The organism is Sulfitobacter sp. R18_1 (genome assembly GCF_017743915.1).
Taxonomy (GTDB): domain Bacteria; phylum Pseudomonadota; class Alphaproteobacteria; order Rhodobacterales; family Rhodobacteraceae; genus Sulfitobacter; species Sulfitobacter faviae.
Genome location: NZ_JAGHRG010000018.1, coordinates 16,471 through 32,871, shown reverse-complemented (window position 1 = coordinate 32,871; position 16,401 = coordinate 16,471). Strand labels below are relative to the sequence as shown.

The window sequence follows — 16,401 nt, the reverse complement described above, 5'->3', positions numbered from 1 at the left end:
TCAACGCGGTTCAACTCGCGCTCACTCATCGTCACCCATCCCATGTCCACTAATCCTCGCTACCGTATGCAAGGAGAGTGACACTTCTGCTTTGCCGATGGGTGACATTACTGCTTTGCGGCTACAGTGAAAAAACTCATAATGAAGTTTATGTTAACCAACTGGCGCCCTGAGCCGCTAAAACATTACGATTTGATAATGCCCCGGCAAGGGCAGTGCCACCGTACCAAAGTTACTCCTTTGCGAAAGGAGCGACCATGTTCAGAACTTTGGGATTGCTCTTGGGTCTCGCAACTGCTGTAGCTCTTTTGTTTATGGTTTCGAACAGATGCTGTCTTCTGCGAAGGCATCTGATTGAAAGCTACTCTACCTTTCACTTGCCCAGGCGATTGCCGCCTTCATTTCCGCCGGGTCGAACTGACGGAGTTCTGCCGTGGTCAGCACGTCGGCGAACCTGGTTCCCCACTCCAACAAAGCCCCTTCGCCCACCACAGCGACGCGGCGGAAGTCATTCCTATGGGCTGTGTCGATTTTCAGATCTTCGAGCAGAGCGGACGGCCCATCGTAGCCTTCGAACCTCGTGAGATCGAGAACCAGGCCGGGCTTACTTGTCTCTTGCAGGCGCTCATGAAGCAGGGCGTGCATCCGTTTCAGGTCGCTTTCGCTGAGCTTGCCCTCGCAGGCGAGGCCAATCGTGTCGTCATGAGCTGTCAGTGTCTCGGTGAACATGGTTTTCCTCCTCTTTTTCCGATTTGCCGTGACCGTAAAGGTCAGCGTTTTCGTGTGCGCGGTCTTCGTGCTCAAATTCCAGACTCGAATGACCGATGCTGAAATCGTCCTTCAGCCGGTCCTTGATCGCGGCCTTGATCTTTTCGATTTGACCCCAGCCGTCCGCTGTCAGCACGACGTGGCAGTCCAGAGCCGCCTCGTGCTCCTGCATCTGCCACAGATGCACGTGATGAACGTCCGCGACACCATCCACACCCCGCATCGCCTGAACGACGGTTTCATTATCGATGTCCGGTGGACTGCCGAGCATCAGCGTCCGAATCGGACCGCCAATCTCGGTAAATGCGAGGTAGAGGATGTAGAGAGCGATGCCGATGGTGATCGCCGGGTCGACCCACCGCATGTTGTAGAGGAGGATGAGCGAGCCGCCGATGATGACCGCCACGGAGGCCAAAGCGTCCGATAGGTTGTGCAGGAAGAGCGCACGGATGTTCACGCTGCCTTTCTGCATCGAATAGGTGAGCAGCGCCGTCAACGTGTCGACGACCAGTGCCACACCGCCCAGGATCACCACCGTCCAGCCCTGTACCTCTGGTGGGTCGATCATGCGCATGCCACCCTCGTAGATCAGGTAGAAGCCGATCAGGATAAGTGTCGTGTAGTTGATGAGCGCTGCGACGATTTCTACCCGCCCATAGCCGAAGGTCATGCGCTTGTCCGCCGGGCGGCGAGCGATCTTACGCGCGAAGAAGGCGATCACCAGCGACGCCATGTCCGAGAAATTGTGGAGGGCATCCGCGATCAGCGCGAGGCTGCCGGAAAGGATCCCGCCGACGATCTGCGCGACCGTCAGGAGGCCGTTGGCCCAGATGGCGATGGAGACGCGACGATCACCGGATTGAGGATCGATGTGGGCGTGGCCGTGATCATGCGGCACGGTTCGTCTCCTCATGGCGGTGGTTCGGCCGATCGAATCCGGGGACCGGCGGCAAGATTCCGCGGCGGATGCGGCGAACCCTGGCATTCATCCAGTGACGGATGACGTGGCGATAGAGCAAGTCGCGCACAAATCCGAAGTTCTGGCGGTGCTTTGAGTAAAAATCGTCGGGTGCGTTGAAGGTTCCAAGATCGCGAACAATACCGGTTTTCTGGATGTAGGTATCATTGCCGGACCAAGTGACAGGCGGGGCGCTCAGACACTCCGTTCCAACCCCGTAGCCGCACAGACTATCCGTCTCGCGGAATTTCTGCTGCAGCGTCTGCAGGAAAGGCGCGTCCAGGATGAAGCCTTCAAGATTGACCCATCCGTCGCCCAAGTCCACCTCTACCCAGGAGTGGAGGATTTCGGACGGCGCGAGGGGATAGACGAGTTCCGGAACGACGCCTCTCTGAAGCGCCTTGTGGATTGTGAACCCGTGCAGTCGGCAGCGAACTCCCACGCCACGCAGCAGGGCCATGAGGAGCGTGCCCTTGGTGTTGCACTGCCCGTGGCCATCTGCGAGGACCTCGGACGCCGGAATGTCGTCGGCGCGGTTGTAGCCGAAGGTAATCTTGTTCCTGACGAAATCGTAGATGGCCCCAATTCGGTCGTCGCTGGGAAGGTCTGCCCAGCCGCGCTCCTCGATCAGTTTTGCAATTGAGGTCGCGTCAAAATCCAGCAGCCGGGTTTTGGCCAAATGAGGGTCGGCGGGGTTCACGGGATATCTCCTCGAATCGTTCGCGAGAATATGTAGTTGCTACAGTCACTGTAGCTTCAAGCCCCGATTTCAGGCCGAGTCCTTGGTTACCTGATCGTCATTGTGCACCGCCTTGTGGTGTTCACCATGCGCGTCTCTCAGGATTCCGACGCCACCCCAGGCCGCGATGCCGGCGACAATCACGCCCACGACAAGGTCCGGCCAATTCGTTCCGAGCCAGGCTACGAGCCCGCCTGCGACGACGATTCCGAGATTGGCCGCGAAGTCGTTCCAGCTGAACGTATTCGCCGCTCGGATGTTCACGTCCGGATCGCGAAGCCGTGCCAACAGCCAGACGCAAAGTGCGTTGATGGCCGCCGCTACCAGCGCCATGACAATCATGATCGTGCCAAGAGGATCCGATCCGCCGACGTAGCGGCGCCAGGCGTCATACAGGATTCCAAGGGCGAAGAGGATCAGCAGGCCGCCCGAAACGTTCGCCGCTCCGCGCTTCCACTTGGCGGAGCGGGACAGCGCGAAGAGGCTGATCGCGTAGACGAAACTGTCCGACAGATTGTCGAGGCCATTGGCGATAAGCGCGCTTGAATCGCCGAATGCGCCCGAGGCGAAGAAAGCGATTGCCAGCCCGATGTTAAGACCCAGCACGATCCAGAGTGTGCGTCTTTCCGTTGCGTTTCTCTGCTCCGCCATGCCGGGTATTCAAATTAGTGAATTGCCAATGAGTAACTAACACCGGGCTTTTTGCGTTCCGATCAAAGGTCGTCGAAATTGCTCAGGCGCCGATCTCTTCATGGTCGGTCAGGCATTCGGAATGGTCGCGCAGTACCTCGAGCACACGGCAATCAGAAGTCTGTCCGCCGCTGCACTCATGCACCATCCGCTTCAATTCCGTCCGCAGCGCCTCGAGCCGCGCCAATCGTTGCTCGACCTGTTTGAGTTGCCGACGGGCGATTGCATCCGCCTCTGCACAGGACTTTCCCGGATGATCGCTGAGATCGAGGAGCTCACGGATCGCGTCCAACGAGAAGCCCAGTTGCCGAGCGTGCCGGACGAATGACAAGCGGTCGAGTTCGGCGTCGCCATAGCGTCGTTGGCCCCCCTCGGTCCTGCCGGGCTCAGGCATAAGTCCGATCTGCTCGTAATACCGGATGGTCTGCACTTTTGTTCCGGTCTTCTTCGCCAGAGTCCCAATCGTCAGCATTTCCGCTCCCCACATTACCTACAGTGGGTGTAGCTTTATGCGGTGCGCATCACAAGCTTCACCTGAGTTTCACAGATAGGTGATTGTTGGCCGATCGGTGACAATCACGCTTGAACCTACAGTAGCTAGAGGATGTAAACGCACACAAAATATAGAATCAAGTTCGGGCGGAGCGGCGTGAGGCTTTCAGGTCTTCAGAAGGTATTGTGGGTGTTGGCGGGCGCGGCGGCGTTCGTTTTCATCTGGCTGTTGCTATGGTCCGACTACCGTGCCGACCTTGCCCGAGCCGAGAATGAACCACCGTTTCTTGCTGATTTCGAACTGACCGATCATCGCGGCATTGTCCAAACGGACGAAGATTTCGCAGGGCGCTGGATGCTGGTCTTCTTTGGCTTCACCAATTGCCCTGACGTCTGTCCGACAACACTGTCCGAAGTCGCGGCCGTGATGGAGGGCCTGGGCGATGAGGCGGCAGTGGTTCAGCCGATTTTCATAACGATCGATCCCGAGCGAGATACGCCGACGGCTTTAGCGGAGTACGTGCCCATGTTCGACGCAGGGATCATCGGGCTTACCGGTACACCGGAGCAGATCGCCGCGACATCCGAAACTTTTCCGATATTCTATGAACGGATCGAGCAGGCGACTGCGCCGGGCGGATACACGATGGGTCACACGTCGCATCTTTTCCTTTTCGACACGCAAGCAGGCTTCGCGGACTCCTGGCCCTACGGCACGCCCGCCGAAGAGATCCTCGCCGATCTGAGAGAGAGGATCTGATCGTCATGACCCGACTTTCCGGAGAGACGGCCCTCGGGCTGGCCTGGATCATCGCGCTCACCGGGTCGCTTGCAGTGCTCTTCATCGGCGAGGTTCTGGGGCAGACACCTTGCGTGCTTTGCTGGTTTCAGCGTGCCTTCATGTTTCCCTTGGCCATCGTCCTCGGGCTCGGGCTGTGGTGGCAGGATCGGCGCGTGGGTCGCTACGGGATCGCGCTGGCAATCGGGGGCGCCGCCATAGCGCTCTGGCACCTCGGCCTCTATGTCGAGCTGATCCCCGAACGCATCCAGCCCTGCACGGCGACAGGCCCATCCTGTACTGACGACAATCAACTGGTCTTCGGCATTCCGATTCCTCTGATGGCGCTCGTCGCCTTCGTGGTGATCGGGCTGCTGTCGGCTCTCTCACTGAAGGAAGCACAAGAATGAAACGACGCGGCCTCATCCTGTCCGTTCTCGCGCTCGGGGTCGCCGGTTTCGGCGGGGCCGCCTGGTATGCCACCCGCCCCGACCCGATTGCCGCGTCCGATCCCATCGACCCTGAAATGGCCAACGCGCTGATCCGACCCTATTCCCCGATCCTCGGGCCCGAGGATGCGCCCGTAACCATCGTTGAATTCTTCGACCCGGCCTGCGAGGCATGCCGCGCTTTCTATCCGGTCGTCGAGGATATCATGGCGGAGCACGGAGACGCGGTGCGCGTTGTAATCCGCTATACGCCTTTTCACGGCGAGGCGTCGGTAGAAGCGATCCGTGTGCTCGAGGCGGCGCGCATGCAGGACGTGTTTGAACCTGTGCTCGAGGCAGTCTTGCGAGAGCAGCCCAGATGGGCGTCTCACGGGACCCCGGCACCCGGATTGATCCTTGAGATTGCAGCAAGCGGAGGTCTGGATGTCGAAGCTGCCCGGACACAGATGCTGGCCCCCGGTGTTGTGGCGGTGCTCAACCAGGACCGCGCCGATGTCGAGACAGTCGGGGTCCGCCAAACGCCCACGTTCTTCGTGAACGGCAAGCCTCTCGATCCGTTCGGTGAGGCCGAATTGCGGAGGCTGGTGGCAGTGGAAGTTGCGGCAAGCCAAAGCTGATTTGCGGAGGCAGGAGAAACGAGTGGTGAAGAAGTTGAGATATACCAATGCATTGGCCGTGCTTTTGACGGTTGCAGGGCTGTCGGCCCCCGCACTGGCCGGTTCGGAGGATGTCGTGGTCGAGAATGCGTGGTCCCGCGCCTCGATCGGCGTCAACAGGCCAGGTGCCGCCTATATGACCGTGCGCAACACGGGTGAAGACGCCGTTACGCTGACCGGACTTGCGACACCGCTGGCAATGATGCCCGAGATCCATGAGTCGAAAACCAACTCCGATGGCGTCAGTTCCATGGCACCTGCAGGCGAGATCACGATTGAGCCCGGCCAAAGCGTGGCATTGGAGCCGGGCGGGTTGCACGCCATGCTCATGAAGCTGCAAGAGCCGATGACCGAAGGCGAGAATTTCCCGCTGACACTGACCTTCTCGGATGGCGGCAAGGTGACGGTCGAGGTCCCAATCCTCGGAATCGCCGCGCGTGGACCGGAGGGCTGATGCAACGTCGGCAGCTCCTTCTATACGGCGCAGCCGGTGCCGGCGTTCTTGGCCTGACGCTCTTCGTGGGCTGGTGGCGGGTGGACGGGCCCGGTGCGCCTGAACCAAAAGGGCAGCGGCCCCTGCCCCTATCGGCGATGGAGTTCCGGCTGACCGACCACGAGGAAAATGAGGTAGGGCCTGGCAACCTGATCGGTCGTCCGACAATGGTGTTTTTCGGGTTCACCTACTGCCCGGACGTCTGCCCGACGACCCTATCGGATATTTCCGGCTGGCTTGAGGAACTGGGCGACGAAGCATCAGAGATGAACGTGGTCTTCATCACGGTCGACCCGGAGCGGGACACGGTCGAGGCCATGGCCGAATATGTCGGCTATTTTCATCCGGTCATTCGTGGTTGGACGGGGCCGGAAGACCAGATTGCCCGCGCTGCAGAAGGGTTTCGTGCCTCATTTGAGCGCGTCCCGACTGAGGGCGGCGGCTATACGATGAACCATACGGCAGGCGTATTCCTGTTCGATGCCGAGGGTGAGCTCGTCACCATGATCGACTATCACGAGCCAAGAGAATTCGCGGTGCCGAAGATCCGGCGCGCACTGACAGAAGACGTAGAGGGGGCAACATGAAGATAAGAACTGTCTTGGCGGCCGTTGCGGTCGCAGGCGCATTTTCGGTGACCGCCATCGCCATCTCTGGCGTTCTGTCCAAAGAACCGGTGCCCCCTGCGATTGCTGAAGCGACCCTCTGGACTCCCGATCCGCTTGCGCCGCCTCGGATTACCGAAACCAATTCGGTCCGCCCTACACTCGCCCAGGCAGATATCGCATTCGAGTTCAGACCCCGGCCCCTCCTGACCGTTTCCCCCGCTGATACCTCCTTGCCATCTATCGAGCCCCAGCTGGTCACCTGGTCGCGCGAGATTGCGTCGGGCGAGACGCTTGATGCGGTCCTTTCCGATGCGGGGCTGGATGCTTCGGATCGCGCCGAAATCGCCTTGGCGATTGGCGCGGAATACGATCTGCGCCGTCTGCGTCCGGGTCACATCATTACCGTGGTTTCCACAACGGACGACAACCCGCGTCGTGTAGAACTAGCCGTCGATGACGGTGTCCGGATAGAGGCGGTCTTCGGCGAACAGCTTGCCGCCCGCGTGTTGGAGCCGGATCCCGAATTGGTGACTTTCGCTGGCGAGGCGGTGATCGAGAGCTCGATTTTCGCCGCCCTAGACACGGCAGACATCCCCGCCCGTTTTGCGGTGGACCTGGCGCAGATGCTGGGCGGCACCGTGGATTTCCGTCGTGATCTTGCGGGTGGCGAGACGATGCGCCTCCTTTGGCGCGAGGCCCGAGACGGGAACAAGAGGATTGGTCAGCCCGAGCTTGCCTTTGCCGCACTGGATATCGATGGCTCGGTCTATGAAATCGTCTGGCCGAACGACGGCAGCGGCCAAGCGACGATCTATGTCGACGGAGAAGTCCTGCGCGTGTTTGCGCAACCGGTCGAAGGTGCACGGCTGAGTTCTGTGTTCGGGCGCCGCACCCATCCGGTCTACGGCAATGTACGGATGCACACAGGGGTCGACTTCGCGGCGGCGCGCGGCACGCCGGTACAGGCGACGGCGCCGGGCCGCGTTCGCTTCATCGGCCGACGCGGTGGGTATGGCCGGGTCGTCGAGATCGCTCATGGCTCCGACACCCTGACGCGCTATGCGCATCTGAGCGCCGTACCGGACGGGCTCACACAAGGGCAACGCGTGATGGCCGGAGATATGATCGGGCGGGTCGGTGCGACGGGTACCGCGACAGGCCCCAACCTACATTACGAAGTGCTGGTGGACGGTCGCCCAACCGACCCTCTCTCTGACGACCGATTGGCAGAGGCGGCCGAGCGTGAAGCGGACGACACGGCCGCGCTTGAGCGACTGCGTGAGGCGCGTTCACTTCTTGCTGAGAGGCTCGCCAGCGAATTTGCACAGACGACAACCGAAAGGCTTTGATCCATGAAACGATTTACTCCCGCCCTTGCCATCGCATTTGCCTTGCTTCCCGCGGCGCAGGCCGTCGCAGAGACGATTCAGATCGACGTCCGGAAGACAAACGGCTGCGGCTGTTGCCTGTCCTGGATGAAGCACCTCGAGGAGAATGGCTTCGCGCCGATGGGCGAGGACATGTTCGGAGGATCTCTTGTGCGCTTCAAACTCGACAATGGCGTGCCGCAGCGCATGGTGTCCTGCCATACTGCTCTGGTCGACGGCTATGTGATCGAGGGCCACGTGCCGGCGGCTGACATCCAACGCCTGCTGGAGGACCGGCCAGACGCGGTAGGCCTGGCGGTGCCGGGAATGCCCTACGGGTCGCCCGGCATGGGACCGGAGGACGACCGGGAGGCTTACGATGTCTTCCTGATCCACGAAGACGGATCGACCGAGGTCTACACCAGCTACTCGGCTCCTGACTGAACTCGCGGCAGAACCTTAACAATTGGAACCCCTCTCCCCCATAGCGCTTGGCTTTCTTGGAAGCCTGGCCGCCGGATCGCTGACCGCGGTCGGGGCGGTCCCCGTTCTTTTTGGGCGCATCCCGTCCCGGGCCACGCGCGATCTGCTGCTTGGCTTCGCGGCGGGTGTCATGCTCGCGGCTTCGTTCTTCTCGCTGATCATCCCGGCTCTCGACGCAGCTGAAGGACAGTTCGACAACGGTGCTCTCCCGGCGGCCATCGTATGTGTTGCGATCCTGCTTGGCATGGGCGCGGTCGCTCTGATGAACGAACGGCTGCCGCATGAACATTTCAAGACGGGGCGGGAAGGTCCCGACGCCGCATCGCTGCGGCGCGTCTGGCTTTTCATCATCGCGATCACTATCCACAATTTTCCCGAAGGGCTTGCCGTCGGCGTCGGGTTCGGGGCTGACGGTTTGTCGGGCGGGTTGCCACTTGCGATCGGTATTGGATTACAGAATGCCCCCGAAGGTCTGGCGGTGGCGGTTTCGTTGCTCGGCGAGGGCTATTCCAGGTTTCGCGCCTGGGGCATCGCCGCCCTGACCGGTCTCGTCGAGCCCGTCGGCGGGCTCATCGGCGCGGGTATCATCGGCATCTCGCAACCGCTGCTGCCTTGGGGTCTCGCCTTCGCAGCAGGGGCGATGCTCTATGTCATCAGCCACGAGATCATTCCGGAAACCCACCGGTCCGGACATCAGAACAGGGCGACGCTCGGCCTCGCGGTTGGTCTTGTGATCATGTTGTTCCTCGACGTCTGGCTGGGATAAGCGGATGAGATCTTGCCTCTTCGTCGGTCTGCTTGCTGCTCTGATCGCCTTTCTTGTCGATCAGGCAACGAAGGCAATCGTTGTTTCCAATGCGACTGTTCTTAGTTCCGGCGTATCGGTCTTTCCCGGCTTCAATCTCATCTACCTGCGCAATGACGGGGTGACCTTCGGGCTTCTCGGCGGTGCGCCGTGGTGGAGCCTTGTCGTATTGGCACTTGGCATCTGCGTCTGGTTGGCGGCTATGCTGATCCGTTCCAGCAGCCGGGTCGAGGCCATTGCCTATGGTGCGATCATCGGCGGTGCTCTCGGCAATATTCTGGACCGCCTGCGCTATCGTGCGGTGACGGATTTCCTCGATTTCTACATCGGGACGGCGCACTGGCCTGCCTTCAACATGGCCGATGTTTTTGTGGTTGGCGGCGTGATGCTGCTGCTCATTGCGCCGTGGGTTGGCGCTCGACTTCAGACCGATTCATGAAGCCGGGTTTGCCGCAGATCGTTTGTGAGGACCCGAACCTGTTCCAGTGCATGGGTCTTGCCCTTGTTGCCGGCGGATTGACGGTTTTGACCCTTCCGCCGTTTTCTTGGCTCATGGCGGTCCCTGTCGCCTTCTCAGTGCTCTTTATCGTTCTCCGGAACATCTCAACCTCGCGCGCTTTCCTTGTCGGTTGGGCTTTCGGACTGGGCCAATTCGGGATTGGAATTTCCTGGATCGCCGAGAGCTTCTATGTCGATGCCGAACGTTTCGGCGCACTGGCGATCCCGGCGGTCGCGGGTCTGTCCGCCGGAATCGCCATCTTCCCGGGCATGGCGGCGATGCTTTTTGCCGCCATCATGCAGCGCCGAGCTTTCGGCGGCATTGCGGCGGGCCTTCTGTTTGCAACCTGCTGGGTGGTCACGGAGTGGCTGCGGGGTCATATCCTGACGGGGTTTCCCTGGAACCTTGCCGCTTATGCCCTTGTCGACTATGCCGCCCTGCGCCAACCCGCCGCCTGGGTCGGCAGCTACGGTTTGGGCTTTCTCACGGTCTTCATCGGCATATTGCCAGGTGTGTTGACTGTGGCGGCGCCAAAGAGACGCGCGCCTGTTCACGTGCTCTTCGCCGTTGCTGTGACGGGTCTCTGGGTTGGCGGTGCGCTTCGGTCAGGGCAGGACGTGCCGCCGACAGACGTTGCTTTGCGCATCGTCCAAGGCAATGTGCCACAAGTCGAGAAGTGGGTACCGGGCAGCCGCCAGCGAGCCTTAGAAAAATACCTGGGCTTGTCCGCGCAACCCGGACGTTTCGATGTGCTGCTTTGGCCGGAAACGGCCTTCCCCGGCTTTCTGGATGAAGATGCTGCGGCACGCGCGCGGATATCTGCAGCTTTGCCAGACGGCAGGATCCTACTGACAGGTGCGCCTGACCGAGTGGAGGGCGATGGGGGAACCAGATATTTCAACACGGTTCAGGCATACGATGGCACCAGTGAGATTCTGACGGGATATGCAAAACATCATCTCGTTCCGTTTGGCGAATATGTGCCGCTGAGAGGCTGGCTGCCCATCGAACGACTGACGGAAGGGTTGGGCGATTTCACGCCGGGACCAGGGCCGCGCACGCTGGCGATCCCTGGCGCGCCTCTGGTCGCGGTGGCGATCTGTTACGAGATCATCTTTCCGGGCCACGTGGTCGATGACCTTTTCCGTCCCGACTGGATATTCAACGCCACAAATGATGCCTGGTTCGGAACCAGCATCGGACCCGAGCAGCACCTCGCCTCCGCGCGGATGCGCGCGGTCGAGGAGGGGCTTCCCGTGGTCCGGGCGGCCAACACTGGGATATCCGCGATCATCGACGCCAATGGAAATGTCGTCGCGCGTCTTGATACCGGGGAAACAGGCACCATTGATGCCGGCCTGCCGGGCGCGCGTACTCCAACGCCCTATGCGCGGTTCGGCGACTGGACCTTGTTGGTTCTTGTTTTTGGGTGCTGGGTCTTCGGCTGGCTGGCCAGTTTGCTCGGACGAGATCCCGATGCGCGGCATTTTGGAACGGAGGTATCCTGATGCTTGTGATCGTGAGCGCTATCGGAGGCGCGATCTGGGGTGGCTATCTGGCACGACGGAGGAGGGGGAATCACCTGGATATCCTCCAATATGCGGTAGCGTCTGCGATCGCCTTCGGACTTGTCGCCCTGTTTGCAACCATCGTGCTGTCGCGGGTTCTCGGCTAGCGAGCTTCGAAATTGCGCAAACGTGTCAGCGGCTTGAAGACCCGATAGCTCGAGGTCCCGATAGAGAATCGCGCGAATGTGCATCTAGGCGAGCTCATTTCTGATTGAGCCGTCGCTCGAACGCCTCCAATGTCGTCCCGCTGACGTGATGCTCGATCCCTTCCGCATCGCGTTCCGCGGTCTCTTTGTCGATTCCCAGGCTCAGAAGAAAGGCGACGACGACCCTGTGGCGGCGTCGACAGATCTCCGCGAGGTCCTGCCCGGCATCGGTGAGGAATATCGCGCGGTATGGCTCCCGCCGGACCAGACCAGCAGCCTTGAGCCGCGAGATGTTCTTGGTCACGGTCGGCGGCTTCACGCCAAGCCGCTCGGCGATCTCGACCGGTCTGGCCTCCCCGCGCGTCTCGATCAGTTCCGCGATCAGTTCGACGTAATCCTCCGCCATCTCGCTTTCATGTGCCTGACGCACGGTCGCAAAGCCATCGGCCTGCGCCTCGGGAGCCCGGTCGACCGCCTCGAATGGCTCACGCCCTTGTGATTGTAGCTTTGTCATACTCGGGACTTTGCAGCGAAACAGCGGGATTGACAACTTGTTTGCTTCGGGTAGATAAGTTAGCCGTGGCTAACTTTGTACTTTGGAGGCCGTGGTGATGCGAAATATTATGAGAGTGCTGCTCGCCACACTCGCAAGTGCGCTCATCCTGTCCGGACCTGTCGCCGCGACGCCGGCCAAGGAGGCGCCTTGGCTTCCCGAGGCAGCGGCCTACCGGCTGACGCTCTTTCTTGGAAATCTCGAGCCTCTGCCCTGGGACGACATCAAGACCGCCTGGACGGAACCCTACCGGGGTTCGGAATTCTCTGTCGGAGCGCTGGCGTGGCTGGACCGCAAAAGCGATATCGAGCCTGACGGTCTTCTGAACGCGATGATGCGCGAAGACCGGCAGGCGGTATTCGCCGAGGCGACGCGGCTCATCGCGCTCAGGATTGAGGAGAATTTGGACCGTGCTCTCGCGGCCGAAGAATCGGCGACAGCACAGCTGGCGGTGCAGACGGCACGCGAACTCTACCGTGCGTTTGAGGATGGTATCGCGGCGGCCGATCCCGAAGCTGCAAGACGCATCGGCCTCGCCTGGCTGGAACTCAACAGCAGCACAGGTTCCGCTGGTGTTCTCGGCGCTGGCGCCACATCTGCGGATCGCGACACGATGGAAGCCGCCCGTGCAGTCATCTCCGGCTATCTTGCGGAGAACTACCTCCTGGACAGTTTCGCTCCGCGCCGGACGCTGAGCGCCCTGCCGGAAACAGCTGTGCTCAGCGGAAAGGCCATCGAGGTACCGCCAAGCCTGCCGCCTGGGTCCGACATCTTCGATCAGGACCCGCTGCCGCTGCTCGTGCTCAACTTCGAGGAACAGGGCATCGACGAGACCGACCTGCCGCTGGTGGCCTACGGCGACATGCTGTTCGACAGCGCGCAACTCTTTGGAAGCCCGGCGCAGGATCTCGGGATCGCCTGCTCGACCTGTCACAACCGCTCGGACGTCAACCAGCGGCTTTTCATCCCCGGCGCCAGCCACCAGCCGGGTGCGATCGACGTCGACGGCGCCTTTTTCAACCCGATCTTCAATGACCGGCGTGACGACCCGCTCGACATTCCGAGCCTGCGCGGCTTGCGTTTTACCGGTCCTTACGGCCGCGATGGCCGTTTCGCCTCCCTGCGCGATTTTACCCGCAACGTGATCGTCAACGAGTTCGGCGGGAATGAACCGACGCCCTTCATGCTGGACGCTCTCGTCGCCTACATGCTCGAGTTCGACTTCCTGCCGAATTCCATGCTGACGACTGATGGCCGTCTGACCGACACGACCCAAGAGGCCGCCCGGCGCGGCGAGGAGATCTTCAATACGCCCTTCGCCGGGCTCGGCGATCGGTCCTGCGCCAGTTGCCACGTGCCAGACGCGAACTTCCTCGACCGGCAGGCCCACGACATCGGCTCCGTCGCGCCGGGCTACGAGGGGGCCCGCGCCGGTGCGCTGGACACGCCCACGCTGCTCGGCACGGCCTATACCGCCCCCTATTTCCACGACGGGTCATTGCCGACGCTGGCCGCCGTCGTGGACTGGTTCGACGAGACGAAATCGCTTGGGCTTACCGAGGAAGACCGCGCCGACCTAACCGCCTATCTCGAGACCGTTGGCGCGGCAGACGAGCCCTATGAAGCCTTCGACACCGAGAACACCGCTTTCCGGCTGGCATTCGCCGAACTGACGACCTTCGCCTCGACAATCGATACGCTACTGCCGCGGCGGGACGCAGAGCATATCCTGCTGCTGACCGGCACCGTGGCTGCGGACCTTTCGGCCGACGCCAGCACCATGTCGAACCTCCCCGCCCGGCCCGAGGTCTATGCGCTGGCCGAGCGGCTGGCCGCGGTCGGCGCCGCCGTCCGCGTGGAAGACTGGGAGGCCGCTGAAGCAAGCTGGACCGCGTTCAAGTCCGAAGCCGACGCAATCGAAGAGAGGGCATTCTGATGCCGGTCCATCTGACCCGTAGAACGATACTGACCTTGGTCGGCGCGGGCGCGGTGTCGCTGGCGACACCTCTCGCCGCGCAAGACGTAACCCTGCGGCTTGCCTTCATCCCGCAAGAGAACCCCGACAAGCTTCTGGGGGACATCGAGGCCATCACCGGATGGCTGGCAGAGGAGATCGGCGTCCCCGTCGAGGGGTTCGTCACCATCGACCATGCAGCGGCGGTCGAGGCGCTGCGCAACGGCGACGCGGATATCTCCTTCATGGGCGCCCTGCCCTTCGTTCTGGCCGAGGCCGAGATCGGTGCCGTGCCGCTCCTGTCCGAGGTCTACCGCGACGCGCCGAGTTATACGGGCCGCATCTTCGTGCGGCGCGACAGCGGCATCGGCGCGCTCGCAGACCTGCGCGGGCGCGACATCGCTTTTGCCGATCCGATTTCGGAATCGGGCTATCTCTACCCGCTCGCCGAATTCGTAGAAGCCGGGCTGATCGAAGACCCCGGACAGGCGGAAGCATTCTTCGGCCGCGTCTTCTTCGCGGGCGGCTACCAGCAGGCGATGCAGGCGATGGCCGAAGGCCTGGTCGATGCCGCAGGCGCCAGCCAGTATGCCGACCTGCTTCTGACGCCGCAGCAACAGGCAGAGGTAACCTGGATCGCGGAAAGCGCGCCGATCCCGAGCCATTTGGTGATCGCTCGCCCGGGGCTCGATGCCGCTCTGCGGGACCGTTTTGTCGACGCAATGCTGCGGCTCAACGAGCCGGAGCACCGCAACAAGCTGCGCTATTTTTATGGACCGGATGGGTACGTCAGGGCCGACGGCGCCGCCTATGACGGCGTACGCGATATGGCACGGCAATACGGGCTGTTGCGATGAGCACAGCTGTCGAAGTAGACGACCTGAGTTTTGCCCATACGGGCGCGGACCTCCCGGCGCTGGAGCGGGTCTCGTTTCGGGTTTCGGCGGGCGAGAGCGTCGCTTTGCTCGGCCCGTCCGGGGCGGGCAAGACGACCCTGCTGGCACTGCTCGACGGCAGGCTCCAAGGCTGGAGCGGGCGGGTATCGGTTCTGGGTGCGCCGCTCGATCCCGACCGTCCGCCGCCGAGCGCGCGCCGTCCGGATACCGGTTTCGTGTTTCAGGAGTTTGCATTGGTCGAGCGTTCCTCGGTTCTGCGCAACGTCCTGAATGGCCGCCTGGGGCGCATGTCGCCGCTGCGGGCCCTGTTGGGATCACCGACCAAACATGATCTGGAGATTGCGCGCACGGCACTTGCCGATTGCGGAATTGCCGATCTTGCCGAACGCAGGGTCGACAGCCTCAGCGGCGGGCAGCGGCAGCGTGTGGCCATCGCACGGTGTCTGGCGCAGGAACCGCGCCTAATCCTCGCCGACGAACCGGTGAGCAACCTCGACCCCGCGCATGCATGTGAGATCCTGGCGCTGCTGACCGGGGCGGCGCGAACGCGCGGCGCGACGGCGCTGTTTTCGTCGCACCAGCCCGACCTGGCGCGGCGTTTCGCGCAGCGCATCATCGGCATGCGGGACGGGCGGATCGTGTTCGATGTACCGACCTCCGAGTTGAACGATGATGCGACGGCGGAGCTCTATCGGGAGGTAGGGCCAATCCCCGGTATCGGCCTCAGGGCGGTGTCCTGATGGCGTTCCGCGGGTTTGGCGGCATTGCGACGAGCGGTCTGATCGCAGCCGCGATCCTGTGGTCCTTCGCCACGACCGATGTCGAGTTCTCGCGACTTCTGTCGGCCGGCCCGCGGATCGCCGATTTCTTCGGCCGGATGTTTCCGCCTGACCCGACGGTGATGGCCGAGATCAAGAAGGGCAGCGCGGAAACGCTGAGGATCGCGATCCTCGGCACCCTCGGTGCTGTGATCCTGTCCGTTCCCCTCGGCATTCTCGCGTCTGAGACGATGGTATCGCCCGCGGTGTTTCGGCCGATCCGAACGCTGCTTGCCTTCATCCGGGCGATTCCGCTGATCCTCGTGGCCATGCTCATGGTGGGCGCTGTCGGGCTCGGGCCGCTGCCCGGCATCATCGCGGTCGCCTTTCATGCAACGGGGATGCTCGCCAAGTTCTATGCCGAGGCGATCGACGGCGTGTCCCGCGCGCCGATCGCAGCACTTGAAAGCGCGGGCGCCGGGCCGCTCGTGCGGCTCAGATACGCGATCTGGCCGCAGATGGCGCCGGTCGTCGCCCGCGACACGATTTTCCGGTTCGAGTTGAACCTGCGCGAGTCGCTGATCCTCGGCATTGTCGGCGCGGGCGGGATCGGCTTTTACATCCAGACCTACGTGCGCTCTTTCCAGTATGATAAGGCGGCCAGCGTCACGATTGCCGTCGTCGTCATGGTCATCGCTATCGAAGCCATCAACGTTGCGCTGCGCCGTCGCTTCACCTGAC

At 61.9% G+C, this 16,401-nt stretch carries 21 protein-coding genes; 15 read left to right on the top strand and 6 right to left on the bottom strand.

The features are described 5' to 3' along the window. Positions 1-366 precede the first annotated feature (366 nt). The 5 genes from J7392_RS23220 to J7392_RS23200 form a co-directional block, all read right to left on the bottom strand. Positions 367-729: an STAS/SEC14 domain-containing protein gene (locus J7392_RS23220; RefSeq protein ID WP_050532584.1), complete on the bottom strand. Its 363-nt coding sequence runs from the start codon at positions 727-729 to the stop codon at positions 367-369. Then, positions 701-1,666 carry a cation diffusion facilitator family transporter gene (locus J7392_RS23215; protein ID WP_067920040.1) on the bottom strand — a complete coding sequence of 322 codons (966 nt, stop codon included), beginning with the start codon at positions 1,664-1,666 and terminating at the stop codon, positions 701-703. The genes J7392_RS23220 and J7392_RS23215 overlap by 29 nt, the downstream gene beginning before the upstream one ends. Further along, positions 1,656-2,426 (bottom strand): transglutaminase-like domain-containing protein, encoded by a 771-nt coding sequence (locus J7392_RS23210; protein ID WP_067920038.1) that lies wholly within the window; start codon positions 2,424-2,426, stop codon positions 1,656-1,658. Before J7392_RS23210 ends, J7392_RS23215 begins: the two co-directional genes overlap by 11 nt. A 69-nt stretch (positions 2,427-2,495) precedes the next feature. Next, entirely contained in the window at positions 2,496-3,116 is a 621-nt protein-coding gene (locus J7392_RS23205) for a cation transporter (RefSeq protein ID WP_067920036.1), read from the bottom strand. A gap of 82 nt (positions 3,117-3,198) precedes the next feature. Then, the gene (locus J7392_RS23200; protein ID WP_007803476.1) at positions 3,199-3,627 is read right to left on the bottom strand and encodes a helix-turn-helix domain-containing protein; all 429 of its coding nucleotides are present in this window, start codon (positions 3,625-3,627) and stop codon (positions 3,199-3,201) included. Between the two features lie 177 nt (positions 3,628-3,804). Here J7392_RS23200 and J7392_RS23195 point away from each other — a divergent pair, with 177 nt between their 5' ends. From J7392_RS23195 to J7392_RS23145, 11 genes are read left to right on the top strand one after another with little or no spacing between them, the layout of a single operon-like run. Continuing rightward, positions 3,805-4,407, top strand: a complete 603-nt coding sequence (locus J7392_RS23195) for an SCO family protein (RefSeq protein WP_227514182.1) — start codon at positions 3,805-3,807, stop codon at positions 4,405-4,407. 5 nt (positions 4,408-4,412) lie between these two features. Continuing rightward, positions 4,413-4,835 (top strand): disulfide bond formation protein B, encoded by a 423-nt coding sequence (locus tag J7392_RS23190; RefSeq protein WP_209219641.1) that lies wholly within the window; start codon positions 4,413-4,415, stop codon positions 4,833-4,835. Further along, a complete protein-coding gene (locus tag J7392_RS23185; protein WP_050532586.1) occupies positions 4,832-5,491 on the top strand; it encodes a thioredoxin domain-containing protein in 660 nt (219 codons plus the stop codon). The genes J7392_RS23190 and J7392_RS23185 overlap by 4 nt, the downstream gene beginning before the upstream one ends. A gap of 25 nt (positions 5,492-5,516) precedes the next feature. After that, positions 5,517-5,984, top strand: a complete 468-nt coding sequence (locus J7392_RS23180; protein WP_028288644.1) for a copper chaperone PCu(A)C — start codon at positions 5,517-5,519, stop codon at positions 5,982-5,984. Next, the gene (locus J7392_RS23175) at positions 5,984-6,610 is read left to right on the top strand and encodes an SCO family protein (RefSeq protein WP_067920035.1); all 627 of its coding nucleotides are present in this window, start codon (positions 5,984-5,986) and stop codon (positions 6,608-6,610) included. The genes J7392_RS23180 and J7392_RS23175 overlap by 1 nt, the downstream gene beginning before the upstream one ends. After that, positions 6,607-7,980 carry a M23 family metallopeptidase gene (locus tag J7392_RS23170; protein ID WP_152453299.1) on the top strand — a complete coding sequence of 458 codons (1,374 nt, stop codon included), beginning with the start codon at positions 6,607-6,609 and terminating at the stop codon, positions 7,978-7,980. Before J7392_RS23175 ends, J7392_RS23170 begins: the two co-directional genes overlap by 4 nt. A 3-nt stretch (positions 7,981-7,983) precedes the next feature. Further along, positions 7,984-8,442, top strand: coding sequence for a DUF411 domain-containing protein (locus J7392_RS23165; RefSeq protein WP_050532589.1), 459 nt, complete (start codon positions 7,984-7,986; stop codon positions 8,440-8,442). Positions 8,443-8,464: 22 nt separating this feature from the next. After that, positions 8,465-9,247, top strand: coding sequence for a ZIP family metal transporter (locus J7392_RS23160; RefSeq protein ID WP_048535492.1), 783 nt, complete (start codon positions 8,465-8,467; stop codon positions 9,245-9,247). Between the two features lie 4 nt (positions 9,248-9,251). Beyond that, positions 9,252-9,725, top strand: coding sequence for a signal peptidase II (gene lspA, locus J7392_RS23155; RefSeq protein ID WP_048535494.1), 474 nt, complete (start codon positions 9,252-9,254; stop codon positions 9,723-9,725). Next, positions 9,722-11,293, top strand: a complete 1,572-nt coding sequence (gene lnt, locus J7392_RS23150; RefSeq protein WP_209219639.1) for an apolipoprotein N-acyltransferase — start codon at positions 9,722-9,724, stop codon at positions 11,291-11,293. Before lspA ends, lnt begins: the two co-directional genes overlap by 4 nt. After that, positions 11,293-11,460 (top strand): hypothetical protein, encoded by a 168-nt coding sequence (locus tag J7392_RS23145; protein WP_007803456.1) that lies wholly within the window; start codon positions 11,293-11,295, stop codon positions 11,458-11,460. The genes lnt and J7392_RS23145 overlap by 1 nt, the downstream gene beginning before the upstream one ends. 94 nt (positions 11,461-11,554) lie before the next feature. Here the strand turns inward: J7392_RS23145 and mntR are convergent, their stop codons facing one another. Then, on the bottom strand, positions 11,555-12,013 hold the full coding sequence (mntR, locus tag J7392_RS23140; RefSeq protein ID WP_050532592.1) for a manganese-binding transcriptional regulator MntR: 459 nt from the start codon (positions 12,011-12,013) through the stop codon (positions 11,555-11,557). A gap of 109 nt (positions 12,014-12,122) precedes the next feature. On the opposite strand from mntR, the gene J7392_RS23135 reads away from it, so the two are divergent. The 4 genes from J7392_RS23135 to phnE are packed head-to-tail and all read left to right on the top strand — an operon-like array spanning position 12,123 to position 16,400. Beyond that, positions 12,123-13,988, top strand: a complete 1,866-nt coding sequence (locus J7392_RS23135) for a cytochrome c peroxidase (RefSeq protein WP_247744743.1) — start codon at positions 12,123-12,125, stop codon at positions 13,986-13,988. Further along, positions 13,988-14,863, top strand: coding sequence for a phosphate/phosphite/phosphonate ABC transporter substrate-binding protein (locus tag J7392_RS23130; RefSeq protein WP_009824424.1), 876 nt, complete (start codon positions 13,988-13,990; stop codon positions 14,861-14,863). Before J7392_RS23135 ends, J7392_RS23130 begins: the two co-directional genes overlap by 1 nt. Continuing rightward, positions 14,860-15,642, top strand: coding sequence for an ATP-binding cassette domain-containing protein (locus J7392_RS23125; protein WP_067920024.1), 783 nt, complete (start codon positions 14,860-14,862; stop codon positions 15,640-15,642). The genes J7392_RS23130 and J7392_RS23125 overlap by 4 nt, the downstream gene beginning before the upstream one ends. Then, on the top strand, positions 15,642-16,400 hold the full coding sequence (phnE, locus tag J7392_RS23120) for a phosphonate ABC transporter, permease protein PhnE (protein WP_048535504.1): 759 nt from the start codon (positions 15,642-15,644) through the stop codon (positions 16,398-16,400). The genes J7392_RS23125 and phnE overlap by 1 nt, the downstream gene beginning before the upstream one ends. Position 16,401 lies beyond the last annotated feature (1 nt).